Below are 19,718 nucleotides of genomic sequence, written 5' to 3' on the forward strand. Positions count from 1 at the left end.
AGGGAAGCCGCCTTTGCGCGACCGAATGGTCGATGCCTTGCGCCGCCGGTCGGGAGGCCCGCTTGCCAACTTAAAGGCGTTTTGTCCTGCGCCACTCCTCATACTCTGCGCGGGCATCGTCGTGCAGCGGATAGTAGCGTTGCAACGGAGCGCCCTGCATCAGCTTCTCGCGTGAAAACTCTTCCCAATCGTGGTGTTTCTGAGCCTCCTCGATGACCTTGGCGGCCATTGCGACGGGAACCACCACCGCGCCGTCATCGTCGGCGACGATGATGTCGCCGGGTATCACCGTCACGCCGCCGCAAGCAATCGGGACGTTGACCGCATTGGGATAGATCCTGGTCTGCACATGATAGTTTGGCGTCCAGCCGCGCAGCCATAGCGGCAGATCGAGCTTTTCGACATTGGGCCGGTCGCGCATGCATCCGTCGATGACGATGCCGGCGCCGCCTCGGCCCTTGAAATAGGTGGACATCATATCGCCGAAGACGCCCGAGCTCATGTCGCCGCGGGCGTCGACCACGACCACGTCGCCCTCCTGCGCATGATAGAGCACATGCCGGTGCAGTTGCGTTTCCGGATCGGTATATTCTCCCTCGTCGAACAGGTCCGGCCGTTGCGGCAGGAATTGCAGCGTCAGCGCCGGCCCGACGATCGACTTCCCGTGGTTCTGCGCCACCGGGCCGACCATGTGCGGACTGCGGAAGCCCATGTGGCCGAGCGTGCCGGCAACCGTCGCGGCGCCGATCTCTTTCAGCGCGTCGATCAGGTCCTTGGGCGGACGCGTGATGTCGGGAATATGCGTCATTGTCGAACTCCGGATGAGTTGGAACTACCAGTTGGTGACAGAACCGTCGCGGCGTTTGAGATGCGGCGCTTCCCAGAAGCGGAAACTCTGCGCCTTGATCGCCTCCTCGTTGACCTCGACGCCAAGCCCCGGCAGATCGCTCACCGGGTAATCGGTCCCGTCGAGCCGCGGCTGCACGGGGAAGAAGTCGGAATTGTCGAAGCCCAGCTTCCTTTCGGGTGCCCTGGTTTCGAGCCAGGCGAAGTTGGGCACGGCGGCGGCCAGATGCACGGTCGCGGCGGTGCACACCGGACCGAGCGGATTGTGCGGCATCAGGTCCACATAATGCGCCTCGCTCCAGCCGGCGACCTTCATCGCCTCGGTGAGCCCGCCGACATTGCAGACATCGAGCCGGTTGAACTGATGAATGCCGCGCTCGATGTAGGGCAGGAACTGCCACTTGCTGGCAAATTCCTCGCCGATGGCAAAGGGGATGTCGGTCATCCTGCGCAGGGACTCGTAGGCCTCTGGCGTCTCGTCGCGTATCGGCTCCTCGAGGAAATCGAGCACGCCGCGGCCGAGCTTGTTGCAGAAGCTCGCCGCCTCCGCCACCGACAGCCGATGATGGTAGTCGATGCCGAGCACCACATCCTCGCCCAGCGCCTCACGCGCCTTGTTCAGCATGCTCGCCGTAGCGCCGATTGACTCGCGCGGCTCGAAGATGTCCTTGCTGTTCTGGCCGGAGGGAAAGAAGCGGATTGCCTGCCATCCCTGCGCGCACAATTCATGGGCGCGTTCGATGGCAGCATCGCCCTCGGCCTCGTCTCCGGTCGAGGCGAAGGTGGGGATGCGGTCGCGCTGCTTGCCGCCGAGCAGGTCGTAGACCGGCACTCCCAGCGCCTTGCCCTTGATGTCGTGAAGGGCGATGTCGATGGCGGAAATCGCCGCCTGCAGAACCCGCCCGCCCTCGAAATACTGGCTGCGATAAAGCTCCTGCCAGATCCGGCCGATCTGCATGGCGTCGCGGCCAACGAGGAACTCGCGATAATGCTCGACGGCGCCGGCCACGGCCTTCTCGCGGCCGCTCAAGCCGCTCTCGCCCCAGCCGAAGATGTCCTGGTCGGTCTCGACCTTGACAAGCATCTGGTTGCGCGTTCCTACCCACACTGGGTAGGGCTTGATCGCGGTGATCTTAAGTTTCGTCGTCATTCGCGCCACGTCCACACGCGTTCGCCGCGTCAATCGGCCCTGAGGGCCATTTCGGTTTCACTGTCGAACAGATGCATCCGCTCCTGGTCGAACTCGAGCCAGATCCGCTCGTCGGGCGCGACGGCAATGCTCGGCGGCACGCTGACATTGACGATGGCGCCGGACAGGAAGGCCTGAACGAATGTCACGTCTCCGGTCGGTTCCACCGTATAGGCCTTGGCCGGAATGGTGCCGGGGACAGAACTCTTGTGCAACTTGATCGTCGAATGTCGCGCGCCGAGCACGACTTTCCGGGTCGTTGCTGTCGCGACCTTCCGGGCATTGGGCGGCGACAGCTCAAGGCTCCAGCCCTCCGCGCTGGTCAACACCGTGCCGCCGTTCGCCGTCGATGCCTCGAGCGGAATAAGGCTCATCGCCGGACTGCCCACGAAGCTCGCGACGAACATGTTCACGGGATGCGCGAAAACCTGCGCCGGCGAATCATATTGCTGCAGGTAGCCGCCGTTCATCACCGCCATCCTGTCCGCCATGGTGACGGCCTCGAGCTGGTCGTGCGTCACATAGATGATCGTCGCCTTCAGGTCCTGGTGGAACCGCTTGATCTCGGACCGCATCTGCACGCGCAGCTTCGCATCGAGATTGGAGAGCGGCTCGTCCATCAGGAACACCGCCGGATCTCGAACGAGGGCGCGGCCCAGGGCCACGCGCTGCTGCTGACCACCTGAAAGTTCGCGCGGCTTGCGCTCGAGCAACTGCGTCATATCGAGCACGCGCGCCGCTTCCCTGACCTTCTTGTCGATCTCGTCCTTAGGCAGCCTGCGCATCTGCAGCGGGAAGGCCAGGTTCTTGTAGACCGATTTCTGCGGGTAGAGCGCATAGTTCTGGAACACCATCGCGATGTCCCGGTCCTTGGGATCTAGGTGGTTGACCACGCGGTCGCCGATGATGATATCGCCCGATGTTACCGAGGTCAGACCCGCCACGAGATTGAGCGTGGTTGTCTTGCCGCAGCCTGAAGGGCCGACGAGAGCGACGAACTCGCCGTCATTGACCGTCAGCGAGACGTCGTTGACAGCTTTGAAGCCGCCATAGGTCTTGACGAGATCTTTGAGGACCACGTGGGCCATCGGCAGCGACTCCTAGTGCTTGACCGCGCCTTCCGTCAGGGCGCGTACGAAGTATCGTTGCAGGACAAGAAACAGCACGACGACGGGCACGCTCATCATGAAGCTTGCCGCCATCAGGCCCGGGAAATCCGTCGTATTTTCCGAGAAGAAGCGCTGGATGCCGACCGGCAGGGTCAACTGCTCGTTCTTGGAGAGGAAGGTGTAGGCGTAGATGTACTCGTTCCAGGCGCCGATGAAGGAATAGATCGCGGTGGCGATGATCCCCGGCGTCGAGAGCGGCATCACGATCAGGATGAAGGCCTGGAACCGTGTAGCGCCGTCGATACGCGCCGCCTGCTCGAGCTGCACCGGGATATTGTCGTAAAAGCCCTTAAGCAGCCAGATCGCCAGCGGCAAGCCGAAGGTCAGATAGGTGAGGATGAGCGAACCATGCGTGTTCACCAGCCCGAGCGCACGCATCAGGATGAACAGCGGCACGAGAAAGATCACCGCCGGGAACATGTTTCGGAGCAGCACTGCGAAGAACAGGAAGTTCCGGCCCGGGAAGGTGAAGCGCGAAAACGCGTAAGCCGCGGGAACTGCCACGATCACCGAAAGGATGGTCGTGGCAGTGGAAACGTAAAGGCTGTTCCAGAAGAAGCGCAGGAAATCCTGACCGACGCTGTTCTGCGGATCGAGCAGCTTCTGGTAGCTGGCAAGGGTGGGCTGGTCCGGCCACCATTGCGGCGGAAATTGCATCGCCGCGAAGCCGGACTTGATCGAGGTCAGCAGCATCCAGATCATCGGCAGCGCGGTGTAAAGCAGCATGAACACCAGGAATATGCGGCCGCCCCACCGCCATCCGTCGATTCGCATGCGGCGACGGGCCTGGTTTCGAGGGGCTGTCTCGGCAATCGTGCTCATGCGCTTCCATCCTTCCGCTCGTTGCCGCTCAGCGCACGGACATAGAAATAGCCGAGTGTCATCAGGATGAAGAACAGCAGCACCGAATAGGCCGACGCCACGCCCCAGCGCTGCCGGCCGAAGGCAAGCTCATAAATGTGGGTGATCCAGATATGCGACGCATTGGACGGCCCGCCGCCGGTCATGATCCATGGGATGATGAAGGAGTTGAAGTTGGCTACCGCGAGCAGCAGGATCGTCACCGTCGAGACGTTTCTCAAATGCGGGAAGGTGACGTGCCAGAAGCGCTGCCATGCATTGGCCCCGTCGACCGTCGCCGCGCGCAGCAACTGGTCGGGAACCGTCTGCAGGCCGGCCATCATCATGATCATGGCAAACGGAAACTCGCGCCAGATATTGACGACGATCAGGGAAGGCAGCACCGTGCTGACATTGTCGATGAAATTCGGCGGCCCTCCGGCCAATCCGAGGCCAACCAGAACCGCGCCGATGACCCCGAAATCCGAATGGTAGATCCACTTCCAGATATAGGAAGCGGCGACCGCGCTGATGACCCAGGGAATGATCAGGATGGCGCGCAGGATACCGCGGCCGACAAAGTCGCGGTGGAGCGCCAGCGCGGCGCAAAAGCCAAGGACGAAGGAAATGAAAGTGGAGGCCGCTGTCCAGATAAGCGTGTTCCAGGTGACCTTCCAGAACACCTCGCTTGTGAGGATGGCCGTGTAGTTGTTGATGCCGACGAAGATCTTGTCGCGGAGCTGCAGGCCGGGCGGGGTGTTGAAGAAGGACAGCTCGATTGTGTAGTAGATCGGATAGGCGATGACGATGAGCATTACGGCGATCGCGGGAACCACATACGCGTAGTCGGCGCGATGCTCCCAGACACTGCGGAGCACGCCGGACCCGGCGGGTTGCAATCTGCGGCGAGCCTCGGCCTTGCCGGTCGCGATCGTCACTGTAGCGCGCCCTTGTTCTTGGGGAAGTATCGGCTGCGCTCACGGCGCAGCCGATCCGATCGTCGGTCAGGCCCGGATTAGAGCCCGCCTCCCATCAGGTCTTTCACCTTCTTGGCCGCGTCCTCCGCCGCCTGATCGACGGTCATCGCTCCGGTCAGGGCATTCTGCAGCATGTCCGGGATGATGATGTTCATGATTTCGGGCGACTGCGGCAGCGCCGGGAACGGGATGCCGTATGGCAGCATCGAGGTCGTGACGTCGAGGAACTTGATGTTGTCCAGACGTTCCTTCATCCATTTGGTCTTGAAGCCGTTGAGGTTGCCCGGGTTCGAGCCGGCATAGGCCATCTTCAGCGACCATTCCGGGCTCGTCCACATGCAGATGATGGCCTTTGCGGCCGGCTCGTCCACCTTGCCCCCCTCGACATATTCGGGCTTCAGGATGTGGATGTTCGAGCCGCCGAACACGACGGCGCGCTTGCCGTCGGGGCCGGTCGGAATGAGGCCATAGCGCATGTTGTCGATGACGGTCTGTGCCTTGTCCTTGTCGGTGCCCGTCGCCTTCTTCTGCAGATCGAGCATGACGTTGTAGTCGGACGGATGCGAGATCATCATGCCGAGCTGGCCTGCGAGAAACAGGGGCTGGTTGTCGGCTTGCTGGTTGGTGAGCGCCGAGACCGGAACCGATTTGTCGCGGACATACATGTCGTAGGAGGCCTGCAGCGCCGCCTTGCTCTGCGGGCTGTCGAGCTCGATCTGCTTGTAGGTTGGGTTGGGGGTAGCCTCGTCGAAGACGCCGCCGCCATAGGCCCACAACTGCGGCATGAAGCGATAAGGCGTGTTGCCGGCATTCTTGCGCGCCACCAGGCCGTAGCCGGCAATGCCGAGCTTGTCGTGGATTTGCTTGGAATATTTGACGACGTCGTCCCAGGTTGCCGGGGGCTTGTTCGGATCGAGGCCCGCGCGCTTGAAAATGTCGGCGTTCCAGATGAAAGCCATCGTCTCGTTGTTGGTCGGAATTCCGTAGGTCACGCCGTCCCAGGTGACGGCCTTCATGGCGCCGGGCCAGAAGTCCTCGGTCGAATACCCCACATCCTCTGGCTTGAGCGGCTGCAGATAGCCCTTCGAGGCGAATTCGGTGCCGCCCAGGATTTGCAGGCGGACCGCCATTGGCGCCGCGTTGCCGAGCAGCGCCGTGCGGAACTTGTCGAGAAGGTCGTTGTAGGTGAGGGCTTGTTCCTCGAGCTGGATGTTCGGATAGGTCTTGCGGAAGGTTGCGAAGAAATCCTTGTAGTACTGGCGCAAAAGGTCCGGGTCGCCCTCGAACACGCCCTGGTACCAGAAGGTCAGTCGGCCCTTGTAGTCGAGCGGGGTGACCTTGGCGCAATCGCCCGCAGTGTCAAAATCCTGCGTGCCCGCAATGGAGCGCACATATTCCGGCGACCACTTGCTCAGGTCGACCGGCGGCGCGCCCAGCGCCGGCGCGGCCATCAACGATGCCATTAACGCAGTGGAGACAGTGCCGCGCAGGACGGCACCGCCGAGCGTAATCCTCGTCATAGGTATCCTCCAGGTTTCTCTCCCGTGCCGCTCTGCGTCGAGGCAAGCGGTCGTTGCTCGTTCGATCGCGGGATATTTTGCCAGTTCTAATGTATCCCTTCGACGACTTTGTACGTTTTCAGATCACAGATTATCTGTCAACGCGAAGAATCGTACATTGTTTTATCGAAACCGAGCGTGATATAGGGCGGAGGGTGTATTCACTTGGGGGAGATGGGCCTTGGCCGAGACAAGCGATTTCAAAGCGGAGCCACCTGCGGGAATAGACCCCATCGGGGCTTCCAGCGAGGGCGCCTCGCTTTATGAACTGATCAGGGATGACATCATCGAAGGACGGCTGGCCGCCAACGAACGGCTTGTGGTCGCCGATCTCGCCCGGCGTCACGGCACCTCGACCAACCCGGTCCGCGAGGCCCTGCAATTGTTGCGCGGAGAGGGCTTTGTCATCTTCAGCCCCAATCGCGGGGCACGCGTGCGACCCATAGATCAGGACTTTGTCCGGGATATCTACGAGATCGGCGTCCTGATCGAACCCGCCTTGACGCGATGGTTTGTGAACATGGCCACCGACGAGGACATCGCCGAGCTCGAACGTCTCCAGAACCTGATCGAGGAGAACAATTTTGCCGACACGTTCAGGCACAGCGAGCTCGATACCGCCTTCCACACCGTGATGTACCAGCGGCATTATAACCGCCATGCGGCCGAGCTCTGGTGGAAGCATCGCGAGGTGCTGAGGGCGGTCAGCCGGCGGTTCAATTTCACGCTTGCCAGACGCGCCGCGATCATCCGCGAGCACCGCGAGCTCATCGCGCTGGTAAAATCGGGAGAGGCCGAGAAGGCGGCCGAACTCATTGCCCGCCATGTCGAGGGCTCCGGCCGGCATGTCCTCGAACACATGCGCGCGCGTAGCGCCGCCCGGGCAGGGTAGCCGATCCGCAACACCGTCAGCCTGGCCGTTTCAGAGAGGATAGTCCAGATGAAAATCACCAGCATTCGGCCATGGCTGATCAAGTCCGATGCTTCTTACTGGGGAGAGTTCCTGTTCGTCGAAGTGACGACCGACGAGGGGGTGAGTGGCTGGGGGGAGATCACCACGACGACAAAGCTCGCCAACCGCGCGCTCTGCACGATCCTGCGGCAGATCGGCGCCGCCGTGACAGGCGAGGATCCGGCGCGTATCGAGTATCTCTGGCACAAGATTTTCCGCAGCTTCACCTATATGGGCAGCCGCGGCGCCGCCGTCGAATGCGTCAGCGCCATCGACATCGCCCTCTGGGATATCCGTGGCAAAGTCCTCGGCAAGCCGATCTACGAACTGCTGGGCGGACCGGTGCGCGACGAAATCGCGCTTTATACCCATCCCAACCAGGCCAAATTCACCAGCAAGGAAGCCGTGATCCGCGAAATTCGCGACATCGTCGAGTCCGGTCACACCGGCCTCAAATTCGATCCTTTTCCCCATCAGGGCCCCAGCGTCGATGGCGTAGCCCGCGAAAGGCGGGACGGTTATCTCGACGGCAGCATGACCCGCAAGGACGAGCGCGAGGCCGCCGAACTGACGGCCCTGATCCGCGAAACGGCAGGCCCCGATGTGGACATCCTCATCGATGCGCATGGCCGCTTCGATGTTCCGACCGCCATTCGCCTCTGCCGCAGCCTCGAAGAGGCGGGCCAGATCGACTGGTTCGAGGAGCCCTGTCCGCCCGAGAGCCTCAATGCCCTCAAACAGGTGCGCGACAAGGTCAGCGCCGCCATCTCGTGGGGCGAGCGCGGCCACACGAAGTGGGATTTCGTGCCGGTGCTCGAGGGCAAGCTCGCCGACTACATCATGCCGGACGTCACCTGGACCGGCGGCGTCACCGAGCTCAAGAAGATTTCCGCCCTGTGCGAAGCCTATTACGTGCCCGTCTCGCCGCATGACGCCGCCGGTCCGATCAACGTGGTCGCAGGAGCGCAGGTGATGATGACGGTTCCCAACTTCTACAAGGTCGAAACCTCGGAGTGGGACCTCTCGAAATACGATCACCTCATCGACAAGCCGCTCGACGTTTCGAACGGCAACCTCATGCTGACGTCGAAGCCCGGCCTCGGTGTCGAGATGAACCGCGACTACCTGCAGGCCCACGAGATCGAGTTGGGCTAGCAACGACCTGTGCGGGCCAGGCGAGGGGCATAACCATCGACGAGAACGAGGATAAGTCATGCCGAAAACGGATGCAGCCGACGAGGCTCTCAATCGGGTCAACACCAATTCCAGGCCGTCCGAGCTCCGCATCACCGATATGCGGGTGGCCGAGATCGTCGGCGCGCCGTTCACCTCGGCGCTGCTCAAGATCTATACCAACCAGGGCATCGTCGGGCTTGGCGAGGTGCGCGACGGCGCCAGCGCCACTTATGCGCTGATGCTGAAGAGCCGGCTGCTCGGCGAAAACCCCTGCGACGTCGACCGCCTGTTCCGACGCATCAAACAATTCGGCGGCCACGGGCGGCAAGGTGGCGGCGTGTCGGCGGTCGAGATCGCGCTATGGGACCTCGCCGGCAAGGCCTATGGCGTGCCGATTTATCAGATGCTGGGTGGCAAGTTCCGCGATCACGTGCGCGTCTATTGCGACACCGACGCGGAGAAGCCGAGCGGCACCGAGACCGGCAAGCGCCTCAAGGCGCGCATGGAGCGCGGCTTCACCTTCCTCAAGATGGACCTGGGCCTGATGCAGATCGCCCACATTCCGGGTGCTGTGACATCGCCCGCCGGCGCGCTCGAAGGGTTTCACGCCAATCCGCGCGGCCACGGCGGCACGATCGAGGAGCGCAAGGCCCGCAACCTCGCCTATGACGCGCAGAACGTGCGGCACCCGTTCACCGGTCTGCATTTCACCGAGAAGGGCATCGACCTTCTCGAGCGGTACATCCACGAGGTTCGCGAGGTCATCGGCTACGAGATCCCTTTGGCCATCGACCATGTCGGCCACATCTCATTGCAGGACGGCATACGCCTGTCGCGCCGCATCGAGAAATATGTCCCAGCCTGGCTCGAGGACGTCATTCCCTGGCAGTACACCGATCAATACCGGCAGCTGCAGCAAGCGACCTCGGTGCCGATCTGCACCGGCGAGGACATCTACCTCAAGGAGGGTTTCGAACCCCTGCTCGCGAGCGGCGGCCTTTCCGTCGTCCATCCGGACCTGCTCACCAGCGGCGGTATCCTCGAGACCAAGAAGATCGGCGACATGGCGCAGGACCACGGCGTCGCCATGGCGATCCACATGGCCGAAAGCCCGATCGCCGCGATGGCCGCGGCGCATGTCGCGACTGCGACCGAAAACTTCATGGCGCTCGAATACCATTCCGCCGATGTCGACTGGTGGGACGATATCGTCACCGGCCTGCCCAAACCGTTGGTGAAGGACGGCTTCATCACTGTTCCGGACAGCCCGGGCTTGGGGATCGACGACGTCGTCGACGAAGTGATCGCGCAGCATCTGCAGCCCGGTGTCACGGGGATATGGCAATCCACCGAGCATTGGGACAATGAATATAGCTGGGACCGGACCTGGAGTTAGCCGGATCGCCCGCCCTCATTCCCCCAGATTCACAGGACCAACGACCGACCATTCGTGTCGACCGCTCCTAAGCCGGAGATGAAGAAGGAAACGGACGAAACCATGATCTACGAACTGCGTATCTATGACTGCCTGCCGGGCAGGCTGCCGGCTTTGCTCAAGCGCTTTTCCGACCAAACGCTTGCCATCTGGGAGAAACATGGCATCCGCCAGGCCGGGTTTTTCACCACGGCGATCGGCGAAAACAGCAATCGTCTCACCTATTTCCTCGCCTGGGAATCGCTGGCCGAGCGTGAGGCGAAATGGGTGGCTTTCGTCACCGATCCGGCATGGCACAGGGCCCGGGACGAGTCTGAGCGCGACGGGCAGATCATTGCCAATATCAGCAGCCAACTGCTCACGCCGACAGCTTTCTCGTCTGTGAACTAGGACTGCGCCATGAAGATCACCGACCTGCGTTGCGCCGTCATCGGCCAGCACCCTATCGTGCGCATCGTGACCGACGAAGGCCTCTACGGCCTTGGCGAAGTCGAGTTCACCAAGACCTACCTCAAACCCTTTGTGCTGCATTTCCGCGAAGCGCTGATGGGCGAGGACCCGACCGACGTCGAGCGGGTGATGCTGAAGATCCGTCAGCGCGGCTCCTTCAAACCCTATGGCGCGGCGGTGAGCGCCATTGAGCATGCGTTGTGGGACATTGCCGGCAAGGCCGCCGGCGTTCCGGTCTATAAGCTGCTTGGCGGCAAGGTGCGCGACAAGGTGCGCGTCTACAACGGCTCGATCCGCCGCAAGCGCACCGGCGACCGGCCGGAGGACTACGCCGCCGACGTCAAATGGATGATGGAGCAGCCGCAGAACTTCTTCATGATCAAGCAGGGAATCTCGTTCCACTCCAATATGAAGGACACCATCGAGGGCTTCCATTACGGCGTGACGCAGAAGAAGGCCGGCTATCACGGCGCCATGGATCAGGGCGTTATCAGCGAGCGCGGCTTCAATCACATGCTCGACTGCGTGATTGCGATGAAGGAGGTGCTGGGCGACAAGGTGAGCCTGGCGCTCGACTGCGGCCCGGGCTGGATGTTGCCCGACGCGATCAAATTCGCCCGCGCGGTCGAGAAGTACAATTTGATGTGGCTGGAGGACATGCTGACCGGCGACTATGTGCCGTGGGTCAATCCGCAGGCCTATCGCGAGCTGACCGCCTCCACCTCGACGCCGATCCATACCGGCGAGCAGATCTACCTGCGGCACAATTTCAAGGAGCTGATCGAGACGCAAGCGGTGCGCGTCATCGGCCCGGATCCGGCCGATATAGGCGGCATCGCCGAGCTCAAATGGGTGGCCGAGCACGCCTACATGCATTCCATCCTGATGGCGCCGCACGGCACCGCCAACGGCCTGCTCGGTCTTGGCGCGCTGATCAATGTCTGCGCCACCTTGCCCGCCAACTACATCGCCTTCGAATATCCGAGCGCCTCCGATCCCTGGTGGGAAGACATCGTCATCGGCCTGCCGTCGCAGATCGTGAAGGACAGCATGTTGGACCTGCTCGAAGCGCCGGGGCTGGGGCTCGATATCGATGCCGAGGCGGCCAGGAAATATCTCAGGGAAGAGGATGCGGGTTTCTTCGACTGAGCGTAGAAGCTTCGGCGCAGGGGAATGTCGGGAGAAGAGAGGATGGTGCCAGAGGCGGAATCCAAGTCAGAGAAATCTGGCTGTCGTTTCAAATGGTTAAGACTCGCGCAAAAGCAGTGCTAACCAACAAAAAATACCAACAAAACATTTCTGTGGATTGGTTTGGTTCCCGAATATTACTCGCAGGTCCCAACTCGACGCAGCTGGACTGCTGCCGGTCGCCATTAAGGCAGTCCGACTTTGTCAAGCGCATGGCGCAAGTTTGACCGAAGTGACCTCCTGCTGACAAAGTCTTGAACGTCTGCTTCGCGCCTAATGTCGGCCGTAGTCTTGAGCTCTTTCGTTGACCCAAAGCTGTCGTTCGCCAGATGCTGGCCAAGCCCCATTGCCCAATTCCCTCAGGCAACTAACTGCTCAGAGTTTCAGGCTCACCGCTCCAGGCAGATCGCCACGCCCTGGCCGCCGCCGATGCAGAGCGAGGCGAGGCCCTTCCGCGCGTCGCGGCGGATCATTTCGTGGAGCAGCGTCACCACGATGCGGCAGCCGGAGCCGGCCAGCGGATGGCCAAGCGCGATGGCGCCGCCGCTCATGTTGATGATGTCCTCGTTCCAGCCCATCTCGCGGTTGACCGCGATGGCTTGCGCGGCGAACGCTTCGTTGACCTCCATCACGTCGAGATCGGACGCGTGCCATCCGGCCTTGTCGAGCGCGCGGCGCGAGGCCGCCACCGGTCCGAGGCCCATGTCCATAGGCTCGACCCCGGCTGAAGCGTAGGAGGCGATGCGGGCTAGGGGCGTCAGGCCGAGTTTCTTCATCCGCGCCTCCGACATCACCAGCACCGCCGCCGCCCCGTCGTTGAGGCCTGACGAGTTGCCGGCCGTGATCGTGCCAGCCGCATCGAAGACCGGCCTCAGCCGGCCGAGGACTTCCATGGTGGTGGAGGGATTGGGATGTTCGTCACGGTCGATGACGAGATCGCCCTGCCTTGTCCTTATCGAGATCGGGACGATCTCTTCGTCGAACCGGCCAGTCTGGATGGCGGCGTCCGCCTTCTCCTGTGAGCGCAGCGCGAACCTGTCCTGTTCCTCGCGGCTGATCTGGTAACGCTGCGCCAGCGCCTCGGCCGTTACGCCCATATGCACCTGATGGAAGGCATCCCACAGCCCGTCGGTGATCATCGAATCCTTGAGGGTACGGTCGCCCATGCGGATGCCGCCGCGCATATCGGAAATGAAGTGCGGTGCCGAGGTCATCGAGTCCTGTCCGCCGGCGATCACGCAATCGGCGTCGCCGCAGCGAATGGCCTGGGCGGCGAGATGGATCGACTTCTGGCCGGCGCCGCACACTTTGTTGACGGTCATGGCGGGCACGCTAACCGGCAGCCCGGCCTTGAGCGCGGCCTGCCGCGCCGGGTTTTGCCCGGCGCCGCCGGTCAGCACCTGGCCCATGATCACCTCGCTGACGGCATCGGGCGCAAGTCGCGTTTCCGCCAGCATCGTCTCGATAAGCTGCCCGCCTAGCTCTGCCGCGGACAAGCCGGCGAACGCGCCGTTCAGCTTGCCGATGGGCGTCCGCTTCGCGGCAACAATATAGACCGCATCCATTTCCGATCCTCCGCACGCGCGACCCACACAGGCGGGATCGCCGCTTGACATTCTGGTTATAACCAATAATCATGAAATGCATCGGCAGGCAAGGTCGCGGCATCGAGCCCGGCCTGCGTTGCGGGAGGAAATCCATGTCATCCGTGCTTTGGACGCCGGCGCCGGCCGCGTTCCAATCATCCAACCTTGCGCGCTTTTCGACCGCCAACGGCTTCGACCCGCGCGACTACGATACGCTGCATCGCTGGTCGATCGGCGATCCCGGGGCCTTCTGGCGGGCGGTGTGGGATTTCGCCGAGGTCGTCGGCGATCCAGGCGCGATCTCCTTCCTGCGCGACGACAATGCGCCGATGACCGGGAGCCGCTTCCTGCCGGAAGCAAAGCTTAATCTTGCGGAAAACCTGTTGCGTGGCGACGGCGAGAGGGTCGCGGTGATCGAGGCCGACGAGGGCGGCCATTTCCAGGCGATCACGCTCGCTGAATTGCGCCGGCTTGTAGCTCGAACGGCCGACGGCCTGCGCGCGGCCGGTATCGGCAAGGGCGATTGTGTCGGCGGCATCCTGGCCAATCGCGTCGAGGGCCTCGTCGCGCTTCTGGCGACGCTCTCCGTCGGCGCCGTCTGGTCGTCCTGCTCGCCGGATTTCGGCGCCGCCGCGATCGTCGATCGCCTCGGCCAGATCGGCGTCAAGGTGCTGTTCGCCGCGCCGCGCTACCGCTACGCGGGCAAGGATCACGACATCTCCGGCAGGCTGGCCGAGATCCTCGCGGCGATGCCGACGGTGACGGCGCTGGTGCTGACCGGCGAACCGAGCGCGAAGCTGGATTGCGCAGCGGATTGCGTTTCGTTCGACGATTTCGGCGGCGACGGCCCGCTCACCTTCGAGCGCGTGCCGTTCGACCATCCGGCCTATGTGCTCTACACGTCCGGCACGACAGGCGCGCCGAAGGCGATCGTCCACCGCGCCGGCGGCGTGCTGCTCCAGCACCTGAAGGAGCATCTGCTCCACGGCGATGTTCGCCCCGGCGACGTCATGAGCTGGTACACCAACACCGCCTGGATGATGTATCACTGGCTGATCTCGGGCCTCGCCTGCGGCGCGAGCGTGGTGCTCTATGACGGCGCGCCGATCCTGAAATCGGCCGATGGCCTCGACCCCAGTCCGCTATGGACAATGGCCGAGCGTGCCCGCGTCACGCATTTCGGCACCAGCCCGAAATATCTGGCCACGCTTGCCGCCGAAAATTACGCGCCGGGGCGTCTGCACAACCTTTCGCCGCTGCGCTCGCTGCTGTCGGCCGGCGCGCCGGTTTCTCCAGCGCAGTTCGACTGGGTCTACGAGCATGTGAAGCGCGACATGATCTTTGCCTCCATTTCCGGCGGCACCGAGATCATCGGCTGCTTCCTGCTGGGATCGCCGATCCATCCTGTGCGGCGCGGCGAGCTGACGGTGAAAGGCCTTGGCCTCGCCGTGGCCGTCATGGACGAGCGCAACGCGCCGGTGATCGGCCGCCAGGGCGATCTCGTCTGCACCGAGCCCTTCCCGTCGATGCCGCTGGCCTTCTGGGGCAAGGACGGCGACGAGCGTTATCACGCCACCTATTTCGCCACGCGCCACGAGATCTGGACGCATGGCGACGTGGCTGAGATGACCGCTTACGGCTCCGGCGTCATCCACGGCCGCTCGGACACGACGCTGAAGCCCGGCGGCGTGCGCATCGGCACGGCGGAAATCTATGCCGCCTGCGAAAACTTTGCCGAGATCGAGGATTGCCTGGTCTTTGGCGCGCCGGCCGAAGGCGACGAGGAGATCGTGCTCTGCGTCAAGCTCAATGATGGCTATGCGTTGACCCCAGAGCTTGCCGCGCAAATCCGCGGCGCGATTCGCGAAGGGGCCTCGCCGCGCCATGTGCCGCATCGGATCCATGCGGTGCAGGCCGTGCCCTATACGCTGAACGGAAAACGCGTCGAGGGCGCCGCCCGCACCACGCTCGAGGGCAAGCCGGTCAAGAACATGGCTTCGCTCGCCAATCCGGCATGCCTAGAGGAATACCGCACGCTCGACCGGAGCAAGGCGGCATGAGCCGGCCGAAGGGAGCGATCGTCGGCATCGGCGAGTTGAAGCCGCAGCGCCTGACCAGCGGCGTGACGACGCTGGAGATGATCGCCGAGGTCTCGCGCCTGGCGGTGCTCGACGCCGGGCTCGATCCGGCGGCAATTGACGGGCTGCTGGTCGGTCCCCAGGTCGGCGAGACGCCGCAGCATGTGCCGGCGACGATTGCCGAATATCTGGGTCTCGCGCCGACCATGGCCAATGTCGTGGACCTCGGCGGCGCATCCGGCGCCGGCATGGTCTGGCGCGCGGCCGCCGCGATCGAGGCAGGCATGTGCGAGACGGTGCTGTGCGTGCTCGCCAACAACCGCGAGGAGACGCCGCCTCGTTCTCCCAACCGCAATCCGATCCGCGAGTTCGACGTGCCTTTCGGCGCCTCGGGCGCCAACATCTCCTATGCGCTGCTGATGCAGGCGCATATGGCCGCATACGGCTCGACCGCGCGGGACTTCGCCCTGATCGCCGCGGCCGCGCGCGCCAATACGCAGCTCAATCCCGACGCCATCTTCTTCGGCAAGCCGGCCGATGTGGAGTCGGTGCTGGCCTCGCCGATAATCGCTTCGCCGCTGCACCTCCTCGAAATCGTCATGCCGGTCGCCGGCGGCGAAGCGGTCGTCGTCACCTCGGTCGAACGCGCGCGGTCGTTGCGAAAGCCGCCTGTCCATCTGCTCGGCGCCGGCGAGAAAGTCACGCACCGCGCGGTCAGCCAGGCGCCGAGTCTTACCTCCGGTCCGTTGAAGAGCGCCATGGCGCGGGCCTTCCAACAGTCCGGCACGCGGGCCGATGAGATGGACCTTCTGTCGCTCTATGATTGCTATACGATCATGGTCGCGGCCACGATCGAGGATGCCGGCCTTTGCGCGCCGGGCCAGTTCGGCGCATGGCTCCACGACCACGACCTTTCCCACAAGGGCGACAAGCCGCTCAACACGCATGGCGGCCAGCTCGGCTTCGGCCAGCCGGACCTTGCCGGCGGTATGACTCATGTCGTCGAGGCGGTGCGCCAATTGCGCGGCGAGGCGGGCGAACGCCAGATCGGCAAGGCCCGGCTCGCGCTGGTCACCGGCAATGGCGCGACGATGAGCGAAGCGACAGCGCTCGTGCTGGGAGCCGCCTGATGTCCGTCGATCTCGACACGCTGAAAACCCCTGGCCCGACGATCACCGCGCTGACCAAGCCGTTCTGGGATGCCGCCGCCGAAGGCCGGCTGACCATCCAGCACTGCGAGGACTGCGGCAAGGCTATCTTCTATCCGCGCCCGATCTGCCCGCATTGCTGGAACAAGCGCCTGGTCTGGAAAGACGCATCGGGCAGAGGGCGGCTCAAGTCTTTTTCGGAGGTGCACAAGCCCGGCCATGCCGGCTGGCTGCCTGTGGCACCTTATGTGGTCGGCCTTATCGAATTGGTCGAAGGCCCGACGATGCTGAGTTTCATCCTGGCCGGCACACGGCCGCTACAGATCGGGGACATGCTTCGGCTTGCGCCGACAGCCATCGGCGGTCGCGTCCTGCCGGCCTTCAAACCAGTCGAACCCGGAGCAGAGGAGAAGCCGCAATGAGCACCGAGACGAAAGACGGTTGGGTGGGTGTCGTGAAGGGTCGCCCGCAGGTCGGGGCCTTCGCCGAGCGCACGCGCCGCACAAGGATGAGCGACATCGAGGCCTTCACCGACATCACCGGCGATCGTAACCCGCTGCATTACGACCGAACGCTGGCCGAGAAGTCGGTGTTCGGCAAGCTGATTGTCCAGGGCGGCGTCACCTCCGGCATCCTAAACGCGCTGGTCGCGGAGGATCTGCCTGGCCCCGGAACCGTGTTCCTCGAAGTGGCCTGGAAGTTCGTCAAGGCGGTCGGCGTTGACGAGGAGATCACCGGACGCGTGGAGGTCAAGGAAGTGCGGTCCGATAAGCCTATCTGCAAGATCGAGACCAGCGTGCGCAACGGCCAGGGCGAGCTTTGCCTCACCGGCACAGCCACGGTCTTCACCGTACCGCTGCAAGGCGCATGAGCACGGCCGGCGGGCTTGGCACGGCGGCCGACAGCGAGCGCTGGCGCGTGCTGTCGCTGCTTTGCCTCGCAGTCGTCCTGTCGCTGACCACCTGGTTCTCGGCGACCGCGATCCTTCCTGAACTGAGGCAGGAGCTGGCGTTGGGCGCGGGCGCCGAGGCCTGGCTGACCAATGGCGTCCAGGTTGGCTTCGTTCTAGGCGCGCTGGCGGCGAGTCTGGTCAATCTTCCCGACCTCGTACGGCTGAGTCACCTGATGGCGGCGGCGGCGCTCGTCGCCGCTTTGGCCAACGCGACGCTGCTCTTCCATCCCGGGCCTGGCGGCATGATCGCCGCGCGCGTCGCCACCGGTGTTGCGCTCGCAGGCGTCTATCCGCCGGCGCTGAAGCTGGTCGCCACCTGGTTCGCGCGCGACAGGGGACTGGCGCTCGGCGCCGTCATCGGCGCGCTGACTGTCGGCTCGGCGCTGCCGCATCTTTTCCGCGCTGTCTCGACCGCGCTCGACTGGCGTCCGGTGGTTGCCGGGGCAAGCTTGGCCACTGCGGCGGGCGCGCTGCTCTTCCTGCTGTTCGCGAAGGAAGGACCCTATCCCTTCGGCAAGGCTATCTTCGAGCCCTCGCGCATCGGCCAGGTCTTTCGCGAAAAGCCGCTGCTGTTAGTCAATCTCGGCTATCTCGGCCATATGTGGGAGCTGTACGCCATGTGGGCGTGGCTGCTCGCCTACACGCGCGCCGCCTTCGAAGCACAGGCGATCGGAACGGCGGCCGCTGCCTCGCTCTCGACCTTCCTCGTCGTCGCGTCCGGCATTTTGGGGTGTTTGCTCGGAGGCTATCTGTCGGACCGCGTCGGCCGCACCGCCACCACCGCCGGCATGATGATCGTCTCGGGAAGCTGCGCGCTGCTGATGGGCTTTCTGTTCACCGGCCCGCTCTGGCTGTTCATGCTGGTGGCCCTCGTCTGGGGCGTCTCGGTCATCGGCGATTCGGCGCAGTTCTCCACCGCCGTCACCGAGCTCGCCGACCGCCGCTTCGTCGGAACCGCTCTGTCGGTGCAAATGGGCGCGGGCTTCGCGCTGACGGTGCTCGCCATCTGGCTGACGCCGCGCTTCGCCGAATTCATCGGGGGTTGGCGCTGGGCCTTCCTGCTCCTGGTTCCCGGACCGCTTCTGGGGGCGGCCGCCATGCTATGGTTGCGAAACTTGCCGGAGAGCGTGAAAATGGCCGGCGGCCTCCGCTAGCGAGGCGCTGCCGCTTATCTGAGTCGCGGCAAATGAATTGCGGCAGGATCGGATGGAACAAGCTACCAGAACGCGCGGGCGTCCTCGTTACGATCAGGAAGACGCCGAGGCGGCCGAGGCCTTCCGCTCGATCGGCTCGAAAGTGCAGCTCAACCGCGACGAGGCCGCACCGCTCTGGGTGCAGTTGCGCAACCAGGTCGAGGAAGCGATCAACACCGGCCTGCTTGCCGCCAATTCACGCATTCCCTCGGAACAGGCGCTTTGCGATTTCTTCGGCGTCTCGCGCCCTGTGGTGCGCGCCGCGATCGGCTCGCTGTCCAACGAAGGCCGCATCATCAAGATGCCGCGCAAGGGCATGTTCGTCGCGGCACCCCGCGAGCATGTCGACTTCATGACCGCCAATCTCGGGGTCTTCGACGATTTGACCGCCAAGGGCCACAAGGTCTCGACCCGCACGCTGGAGATCTACCGCTGCCCGCCGAGCGACAAGGAGTCGAAGGTCTTCGGCATTCCCGCCAATGGCAGCGTGGTCCGCATCAGCCGCGTCTATATGACCGACGGCACGCCTATCACCATGACGCGCATCAGCCTGCCGGGGCACCGGGTGCCGGGTCTGGAGAACATCCTGTCGGAAAACCAGTCCATCTTCAGCACTATCCGCGCCGTGTTCGGCCTGACGGTGAAGCGCGCCGACCGCTGGCTGCGCGCCGCGCTCCCCACCAAGGAAGAGGCCGACGAAATGGGCGTCGCCGCCAACACGCCGCTGATCGAGATCGAGTCAATCGCCTATGACGCGGACGGTGCCGCGCTCGAATATTACGAGGCCTTTTATAATTCCTCCGTCGCCCGCATCCATATGGCGGTCGAGCAGCCGTCAGCGACGGTGAACGGCGTCGATCGCACCTGACTTGCCAGCCACCAAAAAAAGAATCTGTTTTCTGGTTATAACCAGATTGACGGGTGGAAAAAGCTTCTGTAACGTCCCTGTCATGGGGTCGGGAGGAGCCTGACCCCGGAGG

Annotated in this window: 18 protein-coding genes; 11 read left to right on the forward strand and 7 right to left on the reverse strand. The window is 63.5% G+C overall.

The genetic code is table 11. The features are described 5' to 3' along the window. Positions 1 to 70: 70 nt before the first annotated feature. The 6 genes from LB526_RS09480 to LB526_RS09505 form a co-directional block, all read right to left on the reverse strand. Positions 71 to 808: a ribonuclease activity regulator RraA gene (locus tag LB526_RS09480; RefSeq protein WP_224627404.1), complete on the reverse strand. Its 738-nt coding sequence runs from the start codon at positions 806 to 808 to the stop codon at positions 71 to 73. Positions 809 to 832: 24 nt separating this feature from the next. Continuing rightward, positions 833 to 1,996 (reverse strand): mandelate racemase/muconate lactonizing enzyme family protein, encoded by a 1,164-nt coding sequence (locus tag LB526_RS09485; protein ID WP_224627406.1) that lies wholly within the window; start codon positions 1,994 to 1,996, stop codon positions 833 to 835. A 29-nt stretch (positions 1,997 to 2,025) separates the two neighbouring features. Next, on the reverse strand, positions 2,026 to 3,123 hold the full coding sequence (locus LB526_RS09490; RefSeq protein ID WP_140844138.1) for an ABC transporter ATP-binding protein: 1,098 nt from the start codon (positions 3,121 to 3,123) through the stop codon (positions 2,026 to 2,028). Between the two features lie 12 nt (positions 3,124 to 3,135). After that, a complete protein-coding gene (locus tag LB526_RS09495) occupies positions 3,136 to 4,026 on the reverse strand; it encodes a carbohydrate ABC transporter permease (protein ID WP_224627407.1) in 891 nt (296 codons plus the stop codon). Then, positions 4,023 to 4,982 carry a carbohydrate ABC transporter permease gene (locus LB526_RS09500; protein WP_224627408.1) on the reverse strand — a complete coding sequence of 320 codons (960 nt, stop codon included), beginning with the start codon at positions 4,980 to 4,982 and terminating at the stop codon, positions 4,023 to 4,025. The genes LB526_RS09495 and LB526_RS09500 overlap by 4 nt, the downstream gene beginning before the upstream one ends. A 77-nt stretch (positions 4,983 to 5,059) precedes the next feature. Then, on the reverse strand, positions 5,060 to 6,541 hold the full coding sequence (locus LB526_RS09505; protein ID WP_140844144.1) for an ABC transporter substrate-binding protein: 1,482 nt from the start codon (positions 6,539 to 6,541) through the stop codon (positions 5,060 to 5,062). Positions 6,542 to 6,761: 220 nt separating this feature from the next. Between LB526_RS09505 and LB526_RS09510 the strand changes: the two genes are divergently transcribed. The 5 genes from LB526_RS09510 to LB526_RS09530 all read left to right on the forward strand — a co-directional run bounded on the left by LB526_RS09510 (position 6,762) and on the right by LB526_RS09530 (position 11,742). Then, positions 6,762 to 7,472 (forward strand): GntR family transcriptional regulator, encoded by a 711-nt coding sequence (locus LB526_RS09510; RefSeq protein WP_140844146.1) that lies wholly within the window; start codon positions 6,762 to 6,764, stop codon positions 7,470 to 7,472. 48 nt (positions 7,473 to 7,520) lie between these two features. Further along, positions 7,521 to 8,687: a mandelate racemase/muconate lactonizing enzyme family protein gene (locus LB526_RS09515; protein ID WP_224627409.1), complete on the forward strand. Its 1,167-nt coding sequence runs from the start codon at positions 7,521 to 7,523 to the stop codon at positions 8,685 to 8,687. Positions 8,688 to 8,745: 58 nt separating this feature from the next. After that, a complete protein-coding gene (locus tag LB526_RS09520) occupies positions 8,746 to 10,104 on the forward strand; it encodes a mandelate racemase/muconate lactonizing enzyme family protein (protein ID WP_224627410.1) in 1,359 nt (452 codons plus the stop codon). A gap of 102 nt (positions 10,105 to 10,206) precedes the next feature. After that, entirely contained in the window at positions 10,207 to 10,533 is a 327-nt protein-coding gene (locus tag LB526_RS09525) for an NIPSNAP family protein (protein ID WP_140844200.1), read from the forward strand. 9 nt (positions 10,534 to 10,542) lie between these two features. Beyond that, on the forward strand, positions 10,543 to 11,742 hold the full coding sequence (locus LB526_RS09530; RefSeq protein ID WP_224627411.1) for a mandelate racemase/muconate lactonizing enzyme family protein: 1,200 nt from the start codon (positions 10,543 to 10,545) through the stop codon (positions 11,740 to 11,742). A 428-nt stretch (positions 11,743 to 12,170) separates the two neighbouring features. Here the strand turns inward: LB526_RS09530 and LB526_RS09535 are convergent, their stop codons facing one another. After that, positions 12,171 to 13,346 carry an acetyl-CoA C-acetyltransferase gene (locus LB526_RS09535; protein ID WP_224627412.1) on the reverse strand — a complete coding sequence of 392 codons (1,176 nt, stop codon included), beginning with the start codon at positions 13,344 to 13,346 and terminating at the stop codon, positions 12,171 to 12,173. Between the two features lie 134 nt (positions 13,347 to 13,480). Here LB526_RS09535 and LB526_RS09540 point away from each other — a divergent pair, with 134 nt between their 5' ends. From LB526_RS09540 to LB526_RS09565, 6 genes are read left to right on the forward strand one after another with little or no spacing between them, the layout of a single operon-like run. Further along, positions 13,481 to 15,427: an acetoacetate--CoA ligase gene (locus LB526_RS09540; protein ID WP_224627413.1), complete on the forward strand. Its 1,947-nt coding sequence runs from the start codon at positions 13,481 to 13,483 to the stop codon at positions 15,425 to 15,427. Continuing rightward, positions 15,424 to 16,575, forward strand: coding sequence for a thiolase family protein (locus LB526_RS09545; protein WP_224627414.1), 1,152 nt, complete (start codon positions 15,424 to 15,426; stop codon positions 16,573 to 16,575). Before LB526_RS09540 ends, LB526_RS09545 begins: the two co-directional genes overlap by 4 nt. Beyond that, positions 16,575 to 17,015 (forward strand): Zn-ribbon domain-containing OB-fold protein, encoded by a 441-nt coding sequence (locus LB526_RS09550; RefSeq protein ID WP_224545043.1) that lies wholly within the window; start codon positions 16,575 to 16,577, stop codon positions 17,013 to 17,015. Before LB526_RS09545 ends, LB526_RS09550 begins: the two co-directional genes overlap by 1 nt. Beyond that, positions 17,012 to 17,464, forward strand: coding sequence for a MaoC family dehydratase (locus LB526_RS09555; protein WP_140844161.1), 453 nt, complete (start codon positions 17,012 to 17,014; stop codon positions 17,462 to 17,464). Before LB526_RS09550 ends, LB526_RS09555 begins: the two co-directional genes overlap by 4 nt. Then, complete coding sequence (locus LB526_RS09560; protein ID WP_224627415.1) at positions 17,461 to 18,699, forward strand: MFS transporter; 1,239 nt, start codon at positions 17,461 to 17,463, stop codon at positions 18,697 to 18,699. Before LB526_RS09555 ends, LB526_RS09560 begins: the two co-directional genes overlap by 4 nt. 52 nt (positions 18,700 to 18,751) lie before the next feature. Continuing rightward, positions 18,752 to 19,606 carry a GntR family transcriptional regulator gene (locus LB526_RS09565; RefSeq protein ID WP_224545045.1) on the forward strand — a complete coding sequence of 285 codons (855 nt, stop codon included), beginning with the start codon at positions 18,752 to 18,754 and terminating at the stop codon, positions 19,604 to 19,606. Positions 19,607 to 19,718: the final 112 nt, after the last annotated feature.

Source organism: Mesorhizobium sp. CA6 (assembly GCF_020165035.1).
Classification (GTDB): domain Bacteria; phylum Pseudomonadota; class Alphaproteobacteria; order Rhizobiales; family Rhizobiaceae; genus Mesorhizobium.

Bases quoted from the DNA above. Each gene is read 5' to 3' on its own strand.
- LB526_RS09495 (WP_224627407.1), bottom strand. From the start codon at position 4,026: ATGAGCACGATTGCCGAGACAGCCCCTCGAAACCAGGCCCGTCGCCGC.
- LB526_RS09555 (WP_140844161.1), top strand. From the start codon at position 17,012: ATGAGCACCGAGACGAAAGACGGTTGGGTGGGTGTCGTGAAGGGTCGC.
- LB526_RS09530 (WP_224627411.1), top strand. From the start codon at position 10,543: ATGAAGATCACCGACCTGCGTTGCGCCGTCATCGGCCAGCACCCTATC.
- LB526_RS09550 (WP_224545043.1), top strand. From the start codon at position 16,575: ATGTCCGTCGATCTCGACACGCTGAAAACCCCTGGCCCGACGATCACC.
- LB526_RS09515 (WP_224627409.1), top strand. From the start codon at position 7,521: ATGAAAATCACCAGCATTCGGCCATGGCTGATCAAGTCCGATGCTTCT.
- LB526_RS09490 (WP_140844138.1), bottom strand. From the start codon at position 3,123: ATGGCCCACGTGGTCCTCAAAGATCTCGTCAAGACCTATGGCGGCTTC.
- LB526_RS09565 (WP_224545045.1), top strand. From the start codon at position 18,752: ATGGAACAAGCTACCAGAACGCGCGGGCGTCCTCGTTACGATCAGGAA.
- LB526_RS09520 (WP_224627410.1), top strand. From the start codon at position 8,746: ATGCCGAAAACGGATGCAGCCGACGAGGCTCTCAATCGGGTCAACACC.
- LB526_RS09480 (WP_224627404.1), bottom strand. From the start codon at position 808: ATGACGCATATTCCCGACATCACGCGTCCGCCCAAGGACCTGATCGAC.
- LB526_RS09545 (WP_224627414.1), top strand. From the start codon at position 15,424: ATGAGCCGGCCGAAGGGAGCGATCGTCGGCATCGGCGAGTTGAAGCCG.
- LB526_RS09525 (WP_140844200.1), top strand. From the start codon at position 10,207: ATGATCTACGAACTGCGTATCTATGACTGCCTGCCGGGCAGGCTGCCG.
- LB526_RS09505 (WP_140844144.1), bottom strand. From the start codon at position 6,541: ATGACGAGGATTACGCTCGGCGGTGCCGTCCTGCGCGGCACTGTCTCC.
- LB526_RS09485 (WP_224627406.1), bottom strand. From the start codon at position 1,996: ATGACGACGAAACTTAAGATCACCGCGATCAAGCCCTACCCAGTGTGG.
- LB526_RS09535 (WP_224627412.1), bottom strand. From the start codon at position 13,346: ATGGATGCGGTCTATATTGTTGCCGCGAAGCGGACGCCCATCGGCAAG.
- LB526_RS09540 (WP_224627413.1), top strand. From the start codon at position 13,481: ATGTCATCCGTGCTTTGGACGCCGGCGCCGGCCGCGTTCCAATCATCC.
- LB526_RS09560 (WP_224627415.1), top strand. From the start codon at position 17,461: ATGAGCACGGCCGGCGGGCTTGGCACGGCGGCCGACAGCGAGCGCTGG.